17 protein-coding genes and 4 tRNA genes are annotated in these 16033 nt (G+C 61.6%); 14 read left to right on the forward strand and 7 right to left on the reverse strand.

Annotated features, from left to right (window positions below; translation table 11 throughout):
• Positions 1–6: 6 nt before the first annotated feature.
• Positions 7–408 carry a DoxX family protein gene (locus AC1C2O_RS02495; RefSeq protein ID WP_495428856.1) on the reverse strand — a complete coding sequence of 134 codons (402 nt, stop codon included), beginning with the start codon at positions 406–408 and terminating at the stop codon, positions 7–9.
• Positions 409–443: 35 nt separating this feature from the next.
• A tRNA-Val gene (locus AC1C2O_RS02500) sits at positions 444–519 on the reverse strand.
• A gap of 150 nt (positions 520–669) precedes the next feature.
• On the opposite strand from AC1C2O_RS02500, the gene AC1C2O_RS02505 reads away from it, so the two are divergent.
• The 3 genes from AC1C2O_RS02505 to AC1C2O_RS02515 all read left to right on the forward strand — a co-directional run bounded on the left by AC1C2O_RS02505 (position 670) and on the right by AC1C2O_RS02515 (position 965).
• A tRNA-Gly gene (locus AC1C2O_RS02505) sits at positions 670–741 on the forward strand.
• Between the two features lie 53 nt (positions 742–794).
• Positions 795–865, forward strand: a tRNA-Cys gene (locus AC1C2O_RS02510).
• Between the two features lie 28 nt (positions 866–893).
• Positions 894–965, forward strand: a tRNA-Val gene (locus AC1C2O_RS02515).
• An 80-nt stretch (positions 966–1045) separates the two neighbouring features.
• On the opposite strand, the gene AC1C2O_RS02520 is transcribed toward AC1C2O_RS02515, so the two are convergent.
• From AC1C2O_RS02520 to AC1C2O_RS02530, 3 genes are all read right to left on the reverse strand, one after another.
• Positions 1046–1342, reverse strand: coding sequence for a DUF7882 family protein (locus tag AC1C2O_RS02520; protein WP_495428857.1), 297 nt, complete (start codon positions 1340–1342; stop codon positions 1046–1048).
• 77 nt (positions 1343–1419) lie between these two features.
• A complete protein-coding gene (locus tag AC1C2O_RS02525) occupies positions 1420–1572 on the reverse strand; it encodes a hypothetical protein (protein ID WP_495428858.1) in 153 nt (50 codons plus the stop codon).
• 213 nt (positions 1573–1785) lie between these two features.
• Positions 1786–4551, reverse strand: a complete 2766-nt coding sequence (locus AC1C2O_RS02530) for an alkaline phosphatase family protein (RefSeq protein WP_495428859.1) — start codon at positions 4549–4551, stop codon at positions 1786–1788.
• Between the two features lie 169 nt (positions 4552–4720).
• Between AC1C2O_RS02530 and AC1C2O_RS02535 the strand changes: the two genes are divergently transcribed.
• The gene (locus AC1C2O_RS02535; protein WP_495428860.1) at positions 4721–5431 is read left to right on the forward strand and encodes a GntR family transcriptional regulator; all 711 of its coding nucleotides are present in this window, start codon (positions 4721–4723) and stop codon (positions 5429–5431) included.
• An 18-nt stretch (positions 5432–5449) separates the two neighbouring features.
• On the opposite strand, the gene AC1C2O_RS02540 is transcribed toward AC1C2O_RS02535, so the two are convergent.
• On the reverse strand, positions 5450–6007 hold the full coding sequence (locus AC1C2O_RS02540; RefSeq protein WP_495428861.1) for a MarR family winged helix-turn-helix transcriptional regulator: 558 nt from the start codon (positions 6005–6007) through the stop codon (positions 5450–5452).
• 72 nt (positions 6008–6079) lie between these two features.
• On the opposite strand from AC1C2O_RS02540, the gene idi reads away from it, so the two are divergent.
• The 10 genes from idi to AC1C2O_RS02590 all read left to right on the forward strand — a co-directional run bounded on the left by idi (position 6080) and on the right by AC1C2O_RS02590 (position 14804).
• Complete coding sequence (gene idi / locus AC1C2O_RS02545; protein ID WP_495431652.1) at positions 6080–6622, forward strand: isopentenyl-diphosphate Delta-isomerase; 543 nt, start codon at positions 6080–6082, stop codon at positions 6620–6622.
• A gap of 130 nt (positions 6623–6752) precedes the next feature.
• Positions 6753–7679 carry a polyprenyl synthetase family protein gene (locus tag AC1C2O_RS02550; protein ID WP_495431653.1) on the forward strand — a complete coding sequence of 309 codons (927 nt, stop codon included), beginning with the start codon at positions 6753–6755 and terminating at the stop codon, positions 7677–7679.
• Positions 7676–8542, forward strand: coding sequence for a phytoene/squalene synthase family protein (locus AC1C2O_RS02555; protein ID WP_495428862.1), 867 nt, complete (start codon positions 7676–7678; stop codon positions 8540–8542). The genes AC1C2O_RS02550 and AC1C2O_RS02555 overlap by 4 nt, the downstream gene beginning before the upstream one ends.
• A complete protein-coding gene (gene crtI, locus AC1C2O_RS02560; protein WP_495428863.1) occupies positions 8539–10098 on the forward strand; it encodes a phytoene desaturase family protein in 1560 nt (519 codons plus the stop codon). Before AC1C2O_RS02555 ends, crtI begins: the two co-directional genes overlap by 4 nt.
• Positions 10095–10418, forward strand: coding sequence for a lycopene cyclase domain-containing protein (locus AC1C2O_RS02565; protein ID WP_495428864.1), 324 nt, complete (start codon positions 10095–10097; stop codon positions 10416–10418). Before crtI ends, AC1C2O_RS02565 begins: the two co-directional genes overlap by 4 nt.
• Positions 10415–10750 (forward strand): lycopene cyclase domain-containing protein, encoded by a 336-nt coding sequence (locus AC1C2O_RS02570; RefSeq protein WP_495428865.1) that lies wholly within the window; start codon positions 10415–10417, stop codon positions 10748–10750. Before AC1C2O_RS02565 ends, AC1C2O_RS02570 begins: the two co-directional genes overlap by 4 nt.
• A 10-nt stretch (positions 10751–10760) precedes the next feature.
• Positions 10761–11633, forward strand: coding sequence for a prenyltransferase (locus AC1C2O_RS02575; RefSeq protein WP_495428866.1), 873 nt, complete (start codon positions 10761–10763; stop codon positions 11631–11633).
• A complete protein-coding gene (locus tag AC1C2O_RS02580) occupies positions 11630–13102 on the forward strand; it encodes an SDR family oxidoreductase (protein ID WP_495428867.1) in 1473 nt (490 codons plus the stop codon). Before AC1C2O_RS02575 ends, AC1C2O_RS02580 begins: the two co-directional genes overlap by 4 nt.
• A complete protein-coding gene (locus AC1C2O_RS02585; protein ID WP_495428868.1) occupies positions 13099–13596 on the forward strand; it encodes a pyrimidine dimer DNA glycosylase/endonuclease V in 498 nt (165 codons plus the stop codon). The genes AC1C2O_RS02580 and AC1C2O_RS02585 overlap by 4 nt, the downstream gene beginning before the upstream one ends.
• Complete coding sequence (locus AC1C2O_RS02590) at positions 13593–14804, forward strand: ferrochelatase (protein ID WP_495428870.1); 1212 nt, start codon at positions 13593–13595, stop codon at positions 14802–14804. Before AC1C2O_RS02585 ends, AC1C2O_RS02590 begins: the two co-directional genes overlap by 4 nt.
• Positions 14805–14824: 20 nt before the next feature.
• Here the strand turns inward: AC1C2O_RS02590 and AC1C2O_RS02595 are convergent, their stop codons facing one another.
• Positions 14825–15979 carry an AI-2E family transporter gene (locus AC1C2O_RS02595; RefSeq protein ID WP_495428872.1) on the reverse strand — a complete coding sequence of 385 codons (1155 nt, stop codon included), beginning with the start codon at positions 15977–15979 and terminating at the stop codon, positions 14825–14827.
• Between the last annotated feature and the right edge of the window lie 54 nt (positions 15980–16033).

Raw genomic sequence — 16033 nt, forward strand, 5'->3', positions numbered from 1 at the left:
ACCGTATCAGCGGCGGCTGGGAGTACGTCGGTGATGCGTGCTCCATAGGGCCCAGACGATCAGGACCGGTTGCATGAATAACCGAACGAACCGTTTCCTGTCTGTGTCCAGACCAGGCGTCGATCGCTGTGTTCGCCACTGGTGCACGTTGCCGGGAAAGACGGCGACAAAGAGTGCAGCTATTGCCCAGCCGACGCGTCGGCGCTCTCTCGGTAGGGCCACGAGCCCGATAGCGAGGGCAACTTCGGCGGCACCGGAGGCGATCACGATGGCATCCTTGTCGAGCCCTGTCGCCCGCGTCGCCCAATCCGGAATGAGAGGGCGGAATCCTCTCGACTGTACGAAGTGGGCGACGCCCATGATTCCAAGACCGAGGGCCAGTGCCCAGCGCGCGATTTCACGGATCATCCGTTCACGGTACAGCGCCAGCGAATATCTGGAAGTGGTGGGCGATGCGGGACTTGAACCCACGACCTCTTCCGTGTGAAGGAAGCGCGCTACCAACTGCGCCAATCGCCCATGACCCAAGGGGTCGAGAAACGATACTACCGGAACGATTCGGGCAGATTAGACCAAACTGTGAGACACGCGCGAGATCCGACTTGAGTTTTGCGCCTCGGGAATCATCGGCTAATGTTTTACGAGTGCCCGGTTCGCCGGAAACAAAATGCGGATGTAGCGCAGTGGTAGCGCATCACCTTGCCAAGGTGAGGGTCGCGAGTTCGAATCTCGTCATCCGCTCGAGTGTAGAGAGTTTCTTTTTGAGGCTCACAGCACGTGGGGTCAATCCACACGGTGGCGTGGCCGAGCGGCTAGGCACCGGCCTGCAAAGCCGTTTACACGGGTTCGAATCCCGTCGCCACCTCACTGTCACAACTGAATAGCCTTTATAGGCGCGATTGGCGCAGCGGTAGCGCGCTTCCCTGACACGGAAGAGGTCACTGGTTCGATCCCAGTATCGCGCACACACAAAACCCCCGGATTTCCGGGGGTTTTTTCGTGTGCCGTCATCTTCTGGTTCTGGGAACCACCCGGGTAGGTCTCGTTAGACGAGTTGGTCGAGGACAAGCTCGCCGCGGGCGTTGAGGAGTTCCATCATGTGCTCGACCCTTTTTGCATCGATCGTGGGCATCTTGGGGTCATCGAACGCGAAGACCAGAGGGATGCTCGGGTGCATCCAAATTGTGAGGCGACCGGCAGGGCTCGTCTCGTCTGTCAGCCAGGTCATCATGAAGCTCTCCTGACGGCGAAGCTTTGTCCCGATCACGATTTTCAGGTGCGCCAACGTTTCGTCGTCGACGTCGATCGGAGGGCGAGAGCTGTTGTACTCGAGTGTTCCCATGGAGTGAACATTACTCGTCCTGGGAACGACGAAAAGCCCCCCCTGGCCCGAAGGCCAAGTGAGGGGCTCATCGTTGTTCAGCCGCCCGATGGGTTTTCGAGTGGCATGCCTTCATCGTCGGTGGTCTCATCCTCGAGTATCTGTTCAGTATCCTCAGGGGCGCCACCGGAAGCGGTGTCGGCTTCCTCATCGCTGCCGGGGGTTCCTTGAGTGTTCTTCGGATCGCTCATCATCTCTCCTCTTGATTGGTCTGGTTACGGTACGTCCAGACGTGCGTAGTGATGAGGGGGTTGACCTCGCCCCCACAGAAGGCGACACTGCGAGGCGGGTCAGTTCCGACCCCCGCATCCGGTTAGTGGGGGAATGGTTTCCCGGCTTCGCGGGAAACAACAGGATCCGGCATCCCCGAGGGAATGCCGGATCCAGTCGAGGATGCCGCAGAGTTAGTGCTTCGGCTTCTTCGAGCTCAGCTCGAACTCCACGATCTTCACGTTGCCGGCGACGTCGTGTACTTCAAGGACGTTCTGTCCCTTCACAGCGCCGTCTTTGCCGGGCTTGATCTTCTTCAGAGTGATCTGCGTGCTGTTCGCCAGATCCTTCTCGACCCCGTTCAGAACGATTTTGTCGACCTGGTGCTCGTCGGTCACGACGAAGCTCACCGAGTCGTGGCCACCTTTCTTGCCTTTCGGCTCGGGCTTCATGGTCGCCTCTGGCGCAGTCGTGTCCAGTGTGAAGTTCAGGGTCGTCACGTTGCCGGCGACGTCGTACACATCGAGCACGTTGCCGCCCTCGACACCGCCGAAGACTCCGGGCTTCACACCATTCAGATCACTCCAGGTGTTGTCCGTGAGGTCCTTTTCGGCTCCGTTGAGCACGATCTTGTCGATCTTGCCCTCATCGAACAGCTTGAAGCCCACCTCGCGGTAGATTCCCTCGGCGCCCAGCGACTCCTCCTTGACCGTCACCGTCGGCGCGGTCTGGTCGCTCGGGGTAGATACCGTGTGGATCTCGGGAGAGTCGATCGCCCAGTATCCATCCTTCGCGGCATCCGTCGCCGTCAGCTGCCAGCCAATGCGCACACTCGACGACGCATCCGGAGCCGTTGTGTTCAGCGCAGTCGGCAGGCTCACATCGAATAGGGCTCCGGCAGCAGCATCCTGCTCCCACAGCACTGTCTGAGTGCCGTCATCAAACTCGGCGACGACCCGCGCGTGCTGCGAACCTCCGGCGTGCTGGCGGTAGTGACTGACGAACGACAGATCAACAGCCGTTCCCGCATCGACACCCTGCCAGGGAGACCACAGCGTCGAGTCGAACGGCTCGGTCGGGTCGCGCAGATCGCTCCACTCGTCCGGATCGGCGACCGCAATAACATCTCGTCCGCGCACGAACGAGCCGCGGCCTTCGCCTTCCTGGCTGGTCGTCCAGAACTCGCCCGAAGCGAACGACCACCCGCGGTATTCAGCTACGCCGCCTTCTGTCTTCTCATCGATCGTCCAGTCGGTCGGCGTCTGCTTCGTCCAGCCGCCGGCGTCGGCGGGCTTTGCTGCCTCATCGACCACAGCGCCCAGTTGATCCTTCACGGTGTCGAACGGATCGGTCGAAGCCGTGCCGATCGGGATGCCGTCAAGACCCCACGCGGGGTCGATGGCGACGCCCATGTGGTCGAGGATCGTGGCCGCGACATCGACCTGCCGGTACTCGCGATCCGCGGGACCTGCAGGAATGCCGTCGCCGACTGCCAGCGTCCACACCTTGCGGGTGAGGTGTTGGTCGCCACCGTGTCCGGTGCCGGTGAATCCGTGATCGGTGGAGGAGATGATCAGCCAGTTCTCCTCGTCATAGGTCTCACGCGACTTCACAGCACGCACGAGCTCGCCCACACGGCGGTCGAGGTTCTCGATCGCGATCTTGTACTCGATCGACTCGGCGGTGCAGCAGTGCCCGGTCGCGTCGCCATCATGCAAATAGACGAAGAGCGCATCGGGGTTGCGAGTGGTGAGCGCCTCGACGGCGTCGTTGGTGCTCATCTGATCGGTGACCTTCGTGCCCGCACCGGTCTGCTGCAATTTCACGTCTGGCGCGTCGAGGATGAACTGGTTGATCGGAGACCAGTCGAGCGTCGTGAACGTCGAGAAGTCTGGGTTGGCCGTTTCCAAGCGGTCGTAGACGCTGGGGTACTGGTCGATGTGAATGTCGACGAAGTTGTTGTCCTCGACGCCGTGCTTGTCGCTCCAGACACCGGTGAGCATGTTCGAGTGCCCGTTGCCGGAAACTGTCGGGCCCAGGATGTTGTCGTGCATGTAGGAGATGCCGAACGAACCCTGTTCGGCGAGCGCGTCGATGTTCGGGGTGTCGTACTTGACGAGCTCGTCATAGCGCACGCCGTCGAAGTCGATGAAGAGAACCTTGTTCTCGCTGATGCCGTTCGGTACGTCGGCCGGGCTCGGCGGTGCCGGCGGCATCGGAGCCTCGGTGCCTTCACGCGGCAAGTCATCCACCGAGATATTGTCGATCGCCCAGTACCAGTCGTTGTGCGCGTTCTCGATGACGTAATCGAGTTGCATAGACGTCGCACCCTCGGGCACGTCGATCGGAACGGTCAGAGCTCGGTTCTCGAGGTAGACCTGGTCACCCAGCGAAGCCGTGCTCCACTCATACAGCCGGGTGGGAGCGCCGCCATCGAAGCGCACATCGAGGGCACCGATCTGGTCGCCCGTCTGCCGGTAGCTGGAATCGAAGTTTGCGTGCACCGTCGACTTCGAGGTGACGTCGATCTCCGGCGTCGTCAGCGTGCTCTCCCACAGGGTCGAGTCTCCGCCGCCGGTGATGGAGTCGCTCCACTCGTCGTTCTCAGCGACGGCGAGCACACCGGAGGCCTTCGTGAAGTTTTCGCGACCCTGCGCGGTCTGCGCCGCGGACCAGAACTCGGGTGTGGCGAAGGTCCAGCCGCGCCACTCCGTGACGCCTGTGGTCTCGATGCTGGGCTCGTTCGTGACGGTCCAGCCTTCGGGGGTGGTGTCCGTCCATCCCAGCAGATCGACCGGGATGTGCTTCTCGTCGACTCGTGGCTGCAGCGCAGACTCGAGTCCATCGAAGTTCTCCGCGAAGGATGTCGCGGTCGGCTCTGCGGCGAAGGCCGGTGTTGCGGGCGCAAGCAAGGCGACGAGCGCTGTCGCTCCCACCCCTAGCTTTATTGCTTTGTGCATGGTGTTCCCTCCAGTCGAATGGACCATTCCTGTCTGACAGTGGCGAGCCAGGGGGTACATGGCGGGGTGAAGTGATGTGCACGTGATGAACGGATGCTGTCGGTGCTGACTGCTTGCACGCACAAGGTCAGGTCACACACCGTTCATCTCGTATGGGCACACTCGCGCCATGTCGACCGTTCAGTTCCGAGAGATCGCTGACGTGCTCGGCGTGGAGATCGAACAGCTCGCGCCCGGCGCGCGAGTGACGAGCGAGCACCAGATCGCCGACCGGTTCGGCGTCAGCCGCGCCACGGCCCGCGCTACGCTCGAGGAGCTTCGTCGACGCCAGCTGGTGCGGCGTACACAGGGCCTCGGTACATTCCGCGCAGGACGCATCGACTACCGCATCTCGTCGACACGAACACCTTCCTGGTCCACGACGGTTCGCGAAGCTGGCGCAGAGCCGCGCTCGGTCGTGCAGTCCTGCGAGTCGATGTCCCCACCCGCAGATGTGGCCGAACGGCTGGGCGTGGATGTCGATTCCGCCTGCTTCGAGCTCCGTCGACGCTCCTTCGCCGATGGGCTGCCTGCAGCCTGGGGGAGCGAGTGGGTGCCGGTCGATGTGGTGCCGGAGCTGCCGACCGCTCTACGATTCGAAGGATCGTTAGACAGGATCCTCCGCGACATGACGAAGGGCGAGCCCAAGCGGGCATCCTTCGTGGCCAGCATGGACATCGCCTCCGCCGAGGTGGCACGCGAACTCGATCTGAGGAGGGGCGACCTGGTCTGGTTGGTCGAGAGCGTCAATCGCGATGCCGTCTCTGGCCGCGCGCTGTGCTTCACCCGGCGCTGGATCCGCGCAGATGCGATTCGAGTGGTGTTCGAACTCGGCGACTGACCTGGCCTGGGACGCGCCTCAGCGGCTGTCGCCCAGCTCACCCTGGGGATGATCGGACTCGGCGAGATCCATGAGAAAGCGAATCACTATTTCGCGGTCATCCGTGCTCATTCCGGCAGCGACGGCAAATCGGCGGGCGTGTTGGCGGCCGATTGTGTTGTGAGCTGATTCTCGTGTGTGCTCCGTGACTTCGATACACATTGTTCGTCGGTCGCTCGGATGCGGTACGCGAACGAGATGGCCTCCGGCGACGAGACGGTCCACCAGTTTCGTCGTAGATGCGCTGGATATCCCGACTTCTCGTGCGATGTCCTTCGGCGTGACGATCTGATTCTGCTTCTGAGCTCGCATGATCATCCGGATCGCCCGCATGTCGCTTTCGTTGAGCTTCATGTATCGCTTGGATGCCTCGGACAGAGTGCGGGCGGCTTCTTGCCACTCGCGAAGTGCTTCCATGACGCGGATGCTCTGGTCGAGCTCCTGATCGGAGAGCCGTTGACGGTCAATGAGGTCCGAATCGCTCGAAAAGTAGCTCAGCTGTGAGCTTTGTGGAACTTTCTTGTCTGATTCGGTCACTTTCACAGCATACATTTCTTATGCTACGTTAAACTCTCGCTTAGCTAACGAAACGGAGGTCAAGTGATGGAGATGGTCGTTCTGGTCGACAGCAACGGATGCCCCGTCGGCATCCAGAGTAAGGAGAGTGTACATGGGGTCGATACGCCGCGGCACCTTGCATTTTCCTGCCACGTCGTTGATGCTGATGGGCGTCTTCTCGTGACCAGACGCGCGCTGGAAAAGAAGACGTGGCCAGGTGTCTGGACCAACGCGTTCTGCGGCCACCCGGGTCCTGGTGAGACGCTTGAGAGTGCGGTGAGACGTCGCGCCGCTTTCGAACTCGGACTCACCGTCGACAGGATCGTATGCGCGCTTCCCGATTTCGGATACTCCGCGCGCGATGCCTCAGGGATTGAGGAAAACGAACACTGTCCGGTATTCATCGCCCAGGCGGCGTCGGCCTTGGATCCGAACCCCGCTGAAGTGGCCGAGACGCAGTGGACGACAGTGTCGGCGCTCACCTCGGCAACGGAAGCGGCTCCCTGGGCATTCAGCCCTTGGTTGATCGAGCATCTTCCTGCACTTACCTCACATTTCGCCGCTGCTGCCTTGGGCGTTGATGATGATGTCTGACCCGTCAACTCGGGTCGACGACATCGCTTTCGCCTTCGAGTCGAGGCTGATGGAAGTGCTTGCGAAGGGCCGTGAACGTTCGCGAGATTTCTCCGCTCCGTACACCAAGCTTTGGGAATCTTTGGAACGGATGGCGGCGGGAGGGAAGAGGATTCGACCACGCTTGCTCATGGGCGCGTATGAAGCGCTCGGAGGTATCGACGAGCGTGTCGCCGTGGATGCCGCATGCGCGATGGAACTTCTACATATCGCACTTGTTATCCACGACGACGTCATCGACAAAGACTTGATGCGGCGCGGCGAAATGAATATCTCCGGACGCTTCGCATCGGAAGCAATGCTCCGTGGAACCACGCGAAGGGACGCAAACGCTTGGGGCGAGGCATCATCGCTACTTGCCGGTGACCTCATGCTCACCCTCGCGCATTCACTTCTGGCGCGGCTCGACATCCACGACGAGCGACGGCAAGCAGTTCTCGATGTTTTCGATGACACTGTATTCGAGAGCGCAGCGGGAGAACACTACGACGTTTGGCTCAGCATGCGTCTCCAGCAGGCGACTGCGCAGGATGTCCTGGCGATGGTCGATCAGAAGACCGCCGCGTATTCGTTTCAAGCCCCGCTTGTACTCGCGGCGATTCTTGCCGGCTCCACGACGAGCGTCATCGACGAGTTGACGGCCATCGCCCGGCGGATCGGTGTCATCTACCAATTGCGTGATGACGTACTCGGCCTATTCGGAGACGAACGAGAAACCGGCAAATCAACTATCAGCGACCTGCGTGAAGGGAAAGAGACCCTCCTGATCGCATATGCACGCTCTGACGTGGCGTGGGCGGAGGTCGAATCCCTCTTCGGCGACAGCGCACTCAGCGTCGCCGACAGCCGTCGGCTCAAGCGGGTGATCGAGGAATCAGGAGCACTGGTTTTTGTGGAATCCTTCATCCGCGAACGTTGTGATGAGGTCCACCAGCTGGTCCGGGAAGCGGCTCTGCCCGCAACGCTGAAAAGCCAACTGCTCACTTTGACCTCCGCCTGCAATTCGCGTGTCTCATGAAAAACACAGACCTCGATCTCTACAACGCGACGGCGACTGCCGCCGCCTCAACCGTCATCCGTGAATACTCGACATCGTTCGCGTGGGCTAGCCGTCTGCTTGATGCCCCCGTGCGGGATCACATAGCCCGCATCTACGCACTGGTGCGCATCGCCGACGAGCTTGTCGATGGTCCGGCAGAGATGGCCGGAGTAGATACTCGAACGCGCGCAGTGCTGCTCGATGAACTCGAAGCAGAGACCGAACGGGCCTTGCGGCTGGGCTTCAGCACAAACCTTGTGGTGCACGCGTTCGCGTTGAGCGGGCGAGAACATGGGATCGGCATGGACCTGTGTCAACCGTTCTTCGCTTCGATGAGACGAGATCTCGAATCCGCGGTGTTCACCCAGACAGAGCTCAACGACTATATCTACGGCTCCGCCGAAGTCGTCGGACTCATGTGTCTGGCCGTCTTCGAATCTGGCATGAATCGCGAGGACGACGAGCGCGGGCGACTCGACCGCGGTGCCCGCAGCCTTGGCGCAGCGTTCCAGAAGGTCAACTTCCTCCGCGACTTCGCTGGAGATCATGATGACCTCGGCCGTGCGTACTTCCCAGGGACAGAGAACGAACTGACTGAGGCGGCCAAGGCCGACATCGTTGCATCCATCAGGGACGACTTGCGCGTCGCGGACGAATCGATTCCGCTTCTGGCTCCAGGCTGCCGGGCGTCGGTATGGGCCGCGCGGGCAATGTTCGGTGAACTCGCCGACCGCATTGAGTCGACACCGGTGTCTGAGCTGATCAAAACCCGGGTACGAGTTCCGAATTCCGTGAAAGCGCGGATTCTGGCTCGTGCGCTCGCAATGAAGGCAATCCGGTGAAGGCGTCCCGCGTCGTCGTCATCGGTGGAGGGGTCAGCGGGCTCGCCACCGCCTGTCTTCTTGCCCGGGACGGACATCAAGTGACGGTTCTCGAGAAGAACAGCGAACTCGGTGGAAGAGCAGGGGCATGGGAACAGGACGGATTCACCTTTGACACCGGTCCCTCCTGGTACCTCATGCCCGAGGTCTTCGAACACTTCTATCGCATGATGGGCACGACAACGGCGGAACACCTCGACCTGGTGCCACTTCAACCCGGCTACCGCATTTATGGCGAGCCAGAAGGGCGAGAGGCAGAGCGTCCTATTGATGTGCGTTCAGGGGCGGACGCGGCTGCAACGCTGTTCGAGAGCCGTGAACGCGGGGGAGGCGACCGAGTTCGCAGGTATCTTGCGTCTGCGACCAGGACCTATCACGCGGCGGTGAGCTCGTTCCTCTACAACCCGTTCTCTTCATGGCGAGACTTCCTGTCGGCGAAGGTGCTCACCTCCGTGCCCGCCGTTCTCCCGCTGCTCACGCGTTCGCTGTGGACGTTCATCGCGCGCCGTTTCGATGACGTGCGCCTGCGCCAGATCCTCGGCTACCCTGCGGTGTTCCTCGGCACATCGCCGTTTGACGCACCCGCGCTGTACCAACTGATGAGTCACATGGACCTGGTGGATGGGGTCAAGTACCCGCTCGGCGGATTCCGAAGTTTCGTCACCTCTCTCGTCGAGATCGCACGTGAGAACAACGTCGAACTCCTCACCGACAGCGATGTCCTCGCCATCACCAGTGAGAACGGCTCCGTTCGCTCAGTCGATTTCGAGCGAGACGGTCGGGTACGGCGGCTCGACGCCGACATCATCGTTTCGGCGATCGACGAGCACCACACCGAGACGGTGCTGCTCAGGAAAGCCGACCGCTCCTACGGGCCTAATCGGTGGGACAAGCAGGTCTCCAGTCCGAGCGCCGTGCTCATCATGCTGGGTGTCGAAGGGCCACTGCCGGAACTGCTGCATCACACCCTGTTCTTCTCCAACGACTGGCATGACAACTTCGACGCGATCTTCGGAACGTCGACGCGTATTCCGGAGGCACCGTCACTGTATGTCTGCAAGCCGAGCGCGACCGACGACGAGGTGGCCCCGGATGGCCATGAGAACCTGTTCGTGCTCATTCCGCTGCCGGCAGACACTGCCATCGGGCATGGAGGAGCTGGCTCCGCTGGCGATGAGTTGGTGACTGCGGTCGCTGACCGTGCGATCGACCAGATCGCTACGTGGGCGGGCATTCCCGATCTGGCATCGCGCGTCGTCGTGCGACGTACCGTGGGTCCTGCGGACTTCGCCGAGCAGTTCAACACGTTCCGAGGGAGCGCCCTCGGGCCTGCCCACACACTGGGTCAGAGTGCGTTCTTCCGCGGCGTGACTCGTTCCCGTCGGGTTGATGGCCTCTTCTACACAGGTGCGACCTCCGTGCCGGGAGTCGGGCTGCCGATGTGTCTCATCAGTGCAGAACTGGTCCTCAAGCACGTGCGAGGCGACCACTCGCCAGGACCACTGGAGGAGTCATGAGTGGTGTCTATGCGGCATCGCTGCTTGTCAGCGCAGTGTGTCTTGTGCTGCTTGACCTGCGCTTCGCGCTCGTGTTCCGCCGTAGTCCGCTGATCGGGGGAGTGGCGCTCGTCATCGGCGTCATTTTCTTCATTGCATGGGATGCCGTGGGCATCGGTCTCGGAGTGTTCCGGCATCTCGATTCACGATGGGCAACCGGCATTCTTCTTGCGCCGGATTTCCCGGTCGAAGAACTCCTTTTCTTGGGGTTTCTCTGCTACCTCACGCTCATTCTGATGAGCGGCTGGCAACGCTGGCGAGAGAGGGAGGACAACCGATGACATATCTGGTCATGTCGCTGCCCTTCGTCGGCACAGCACTCATCGTCTTCGCTGTCGGTGTCGTTCATGCGGGGCGGCGAGGAACCGTAACGCGGTACTTCTCCTCGTGGGCGGTGACAACGGCCGCGCTCCTGGTGCTGACTGCCGTGTTCGACAACGTGATGATGGCGGCCGGATTCTTCGATTACGGCGCCGATGAGATCTCCGGCATCCGGTTTGGTCTCATGCCAGTAGAGGACTTTCTCTATCCGATTGCCGGCGCTCTGCTGATCGCCGGAGTCTGGCAGCTGTTCGGCGGAGCACAAGAGAGGAGAGCTGGCACCGATGTCTGATGGCTCATCCATGATTCGCACGTTACTCACCGCCTCACGGCCGCTGAGCTGGATCAACACGGCGTACCCATTCGCCGCCGTCTACTTTCTGACGACCGGGAGGATCGACGTGTCGTTGGTGGTCGGCACCATCTTCTTCCTCGTGCCGTACAACTTGGCGATGTACGGCGTGAACGACGTGTTCGACTACGAGTCAGACCTGGCGAATCCCCGAAAAGGCGGCGCTGAGGGCGCGAAGCTGCCACCCCGACTACACCGGGCGACTCTCGTCGCTTCCTCGGTGCTCGTTTTGCCATTTGTTATCACCCTCGTGGTCCTCGGTTCTGATCGACCGATCTCCTGGCTCATCTTGGCCGTAAGCCTCTTCGCTGTCCTCGCGTACTCGGTGCCCGGACTGCGATTCAAGGAAATCCCGGTGCTCGATTCGATCACCTCGAGTACCCACTTCGTCACCCCGGCGCTTTACGCGCTCGCGCTCGCGGGGACGACCATCACCCCCGCGATTGTCGTGACCATGGTCGCGTTCTTCTGTTGGGGCATGGCAAGTCATGCGTTCGGCGCTGTGCAGGACATCGTGCCTGACCGCGAGGCAGGCATCGGCTCCATCGCCACCGCCCTCGGCGCCATGACGACCGTCAGAATCGCGGTGGTGCTGTGGACTGCCGCCGGAATCCTCATGCTCTTCACGCCATGGCCAGCGAACCTGGCCGCGCTGGCCGCGCTACCGTACATCGTCAGCGCCGCACCATATCTGCGCATAGATGATGCGCAATCGGGAACGGCGAACCGCGCCTGGCGCCGCTTTCTCGGCATCAACTATGCAGTGGGATTCGCAATCACCTTGCTACTCATCGTCTGCGCGATGGAAGGACTTTTTTCATGACCCATGTGCTTGTCACTGGCGCGACCGGGTATATCGGTGGACGTCTGGTTCCCCAGCTACTTGACGCCGGCCATGAGGTGAGCGTGTACGTTCGTGCCCCGTGGAAGCTGCGAGATGTCCCGTGGCGGGAACGGGTAAGTGTATTCAAAGGCGACCTTTCGGATCCAGTCGCGACCCGTCGAGCAATGAACGGCGTGGACGTTGCGTTCTATCTCGTGCACTCGATGAGTGCCGGGCGTGACTTCGTGACCGCCGAGAAAGAGGCCGCGCAGGTCTTCGCTGATGCCGCTTCCGCGGCGGAGGTCGGAAGAATCGTTTACCTTGGCGGTCTGCACCCCGACAACGTCACGCTGTCGAAACACCTCGCGTCGCGAGCAGCAGTCGGCCAGGTCTTTCTAGGATGCGCTGTGCCCGCCGTCGTGTTCCAGGCGGGCATCGTGATCGGATCCGGTTCGGCGTCGTTCGAGATGATTCGCCATCTCACCGAGGTTCTTCCGTACATGCCCGCGCCGCGCTGGGTGCGCAACCATGTGCAGCCCATAGCCATCCGCGACGTGCTCCGTTACCTGGTGCAGGCCGTCTCGATCGAAGAAGAACTCAACCGAACCTTCGATATCGGCGGCCCAGACATCCTGCGCTATGGGCAGATGATGAATGGATATGCAGTCGAAGCCGGGCTTCCTCAACGACACATCGCATCGCTACCCGTGCTCACGCCGTGGCTTGCATCTCAGTGGGTGAGCCTGGTCAGCCCTGTTCCTCGCCAGATTGCTGTGCCGATCATCGCATCCCTTCAGAACGACTGCGTCGTTGAGGAAACCGACATCGACAAGTACATCCCGCTGCCTGAGGAAGGACTCCTCCCATATCGGACATCAGTGCGTCTGGCACTCACTCGTGAAGCTGAGGGCCAAGTCGAAACGAGCTGGCAGAGCGCCACCGTCCCTGGGGCACCGAGCGATCCATTGCCGAGTGATCCGGAATGGGCGGGCCACACCGTCTTCACTGACCTGCGCGAGCGTGAGAGCACCGCATCCACAGACGCCGTATGGGACGTGATCGAAGCAATCGGCGGAGAGAAGGGATGGCATTCCTTCCCACTGGCATGGGCGGCACGCGGCTGGATCGACCGGATCGTCGGCGGAGTCGGCATGCGTCGTGGCAGACGACATCCGTCGCGGGTGAACAGCGGTGACGTGATCGATGTGTGGCGGGTTGAGTCCATCGATCGAGGACGCATGCTGCGTCTGAGGGCCGAGATGCGGATGCCTGGTCGCGGCTGGCTCGAGCTGGGAGTGGAGCCGACCGAGAACGGAAGTCGTTACCGCCAGCGCGCCGTGTACTTCCCGAAGGGGCTCACCGGCCGGTTGTACTGGGCCGTGTTACTACCGTTCCACGGCATCATCTTCAATGGCATGGCCGCCAGCATCTTGCGGGACGCCGAGCAGACGATGGTGGATGCAACATGAGGCTGTGGTCGATGCATCCACGGTACTTCGACCGCCAAGCGCTTACAGCGTGCTGGCGCGAAGGGCTCCTCGCCCAAGCGGTGATCACTGAACCGGGCCGAGGCTACTCTCACCATCCTCAATTGCGGCGCTTCCAACAAACGGATAATCCGCGAGCAGCGATCGGAGACTACCTCGGCGCCATCGTCGACGAGGCAGACGCGCGTGGGTATCACTTCGCCAGAGAAAAGATTCGAACTGTGGGTGCTGAAGCACGGCTGACCGTCAACGACGCGCAGCTCACGTACGAGTGGACGCATCTTCTCACCAAACTGCGACTACGCAGCCCCTCCGTATGGGAACGCTGGCAGAGCATCGCGTTCCCCGACCCACATCCGAGTTTCATCGTCATCGACGGGTCAATCGCAGACTGGGAGAAAGTCGATGCCCGCCCCACTACCGCGCAGTCTCACAGTCTGAGAAAAGCCAGTGATCTGGAGGAATCATCACCATGAGCAACACACCTGACCGTCGCGACACGAAACCGCCCGCTGCTTCGCGTGTGCATCTGGAAGCCGGCTCTCTCGTTCCAGGCGCCACAGAGGCGACGCGGAGCGGTCCAGAACACGCCACCCAGCCGATGAGCTACGACGCGGTTCTCCTCTCCGGATTCGGTGGCCCCGAAGGACAAGACGATGTTCTACCGTTCTTGCGGAACGTCACGCGCGGGCGAGGTATCCCCGATGAGCGGCTCGAAGAAGTCGCACACCACTATCGGCAGTTCGGCGGGGTCAGCCCCATCAACGAACAAAACCGCGAACTCAAGCGGGCGCTCCAAGATGCGCTGTCACAGGCAGGTCTTGACCTCCCTGTTTACTGGGGCAACCGTAACTGGGCTCCCTATCTCGACGAGGCACTCGCGCAAGCTGCACGGGACGGCGTCAGGACGATGATCGCGATTCCGACAAGCGCGTACTCGTCGTACTCCTCGTGTCGTCAGTACCGTGAGGACTGGGCCGATGCCCTGGAGGCCACCGGACTGCAACGGACCCTCCAGATCGACAAGGTTCGGCAGTTCTTCTCACACCCGGGCTTCATCCAGCCCTTCATCGACGGGGTGCGCGAAGGCGTGGCTGAAGCGGTGCGGGAGGGTCACGACTTCTCGCGAATCGAAGTGCTGTTCTCCACGCACAGCATCCCGACGGACGATGCGGCTCGATCCGGCGCTGGCCTTTTCGCCGACGTCGATGGGGGAGGCTACGCCGCGCAACACCTCGCTGTCGCTGAGGAGGTCATCGCCAAAGCTGCTCCGGGGATCTCCTGGCAGCTCGTCTACCAGTCGCGATCCGGCCCGCCGTCGCAGCCTTGGCTCGAGCCCGACATCAACGATGCACTCGAAGCGCTCGAAGGACGCACCGCGGTGTTGATCGTCCCCGTGGGGTTCGTCAGCGACCATATGGAGGTCATGTGGGATCTCGACACGGAGGCTCGCGAAACGGCGGCCCGGCTCGGACTGTGGGTTACGCGCACCCCCACACCTGGCACGAACCCTGCGTTTGTGCAGGCGCTCGTTGATCTCGTGCAGGAAAGAGTCTCTGGGCGCCCTGCACAGCAGCGCGCCAACTCCACCAACATCGGGCCTTGGTTCGACGTGTGTCGTCCCGGCTGCTGTGAAAACCCCCGGCTCGGCTTCAAACCAGCGATTGCCGGGTTGCAACCGTAGGGCACGTGCGAATTCAGTGATCAGTCGGCGACAGCACGCTTTTCGCGCGCCCAGCGTACGGGCGTGTGTGGGCCGTCCCAGACCTGGATGACGCCCCACAATGCGGCGGTGATCGGAACGGCGAGCACTGCGCCCACAATTCCTCCGAGCACTGTTCCGACGGTCAAGGCGACCAGGATGACGAAGGCATGCAACTTCATGGATCTTCCCATCAAGACGGGCTGCAGGAAGTTGCCTTCGAGCTGGTTGACGAGCACGACGACTCCGACGACGACGAGCGCGTTCACCCAGCCGTTGGCGACCAATGCCACCAGTGCCGCGAGGATTCCTGCGACGGTGGCGCCGACGATGGGGATGAAAGCAAGGAGGAAGACCAGAACGGCAAGCGGCAGCGCGAGCGGCACCTGCAAGATGAGCAGACCGATCAGGATGCCGATGGCGTCGACGGCCGCGACCGTCGCGGTGCCGCGCACATAGGAGCCAAGGGTGCTCACGGTTTTGTCGCCGATTCGGCGTGCCCGCTGGTAGTTCTGACCGTGAAACGGGCGCAGCAGGAACTCCCACATCTGCGGTCCGTCCTTGAGGAAGAAGAACAGGATCGTCACCATGAGAACCGCTCCGGTGACGAAGCTGGCGACGGCGCCGACGCCGGCGATCGCTCCGGATCCGAACTGTGCACTTGTGACGAAGTCGGTGAGGGTGTTGATCCACTCATCGATCTGCTCGGGTTTGAGGAAGTCGAACGGCAACGTCTTGCCCCAAGTGATCAGATGCTGGACGCCTTCCTCCGCCTGGGAGTACAGATCATCCCACTGATCGCGAACGGCCCACACGATCAACCAGCCGAGCGCGCTGAGGATTATGACGATCCCGAGAAGTGTCATCATGGTCGCCAGCAGCGACGGAACTCCGCGCCGTCGCAGCCAATTCATTACCGGGTTGAACGCGCAGGCGAGGATCAGCGCGATCATGACGGGGATTGCGACGAGGGTGATCTGTTGGATGGCGAAGATGATCGCGGCCGCGACGGCGACGACAACGATGATCTGAACTGAGCGGATGCCGAGACGTCCAAAGCCGTCAGCCCAAAGACTCCACGGCGCGCGGGACGCCTTCAGTTCAACCTCTGGCATCTGCAATTGCACCCGTTGCGGGTCGTTTCTGAACAGTCCCATGGGAACGAGGCTAACCCGATGTCACCTGGATCAAAGGAATCTGACGGCGCCGAG

This window comes from Microbacterium sp. Y355 (genome assembly GCF_059445345.1).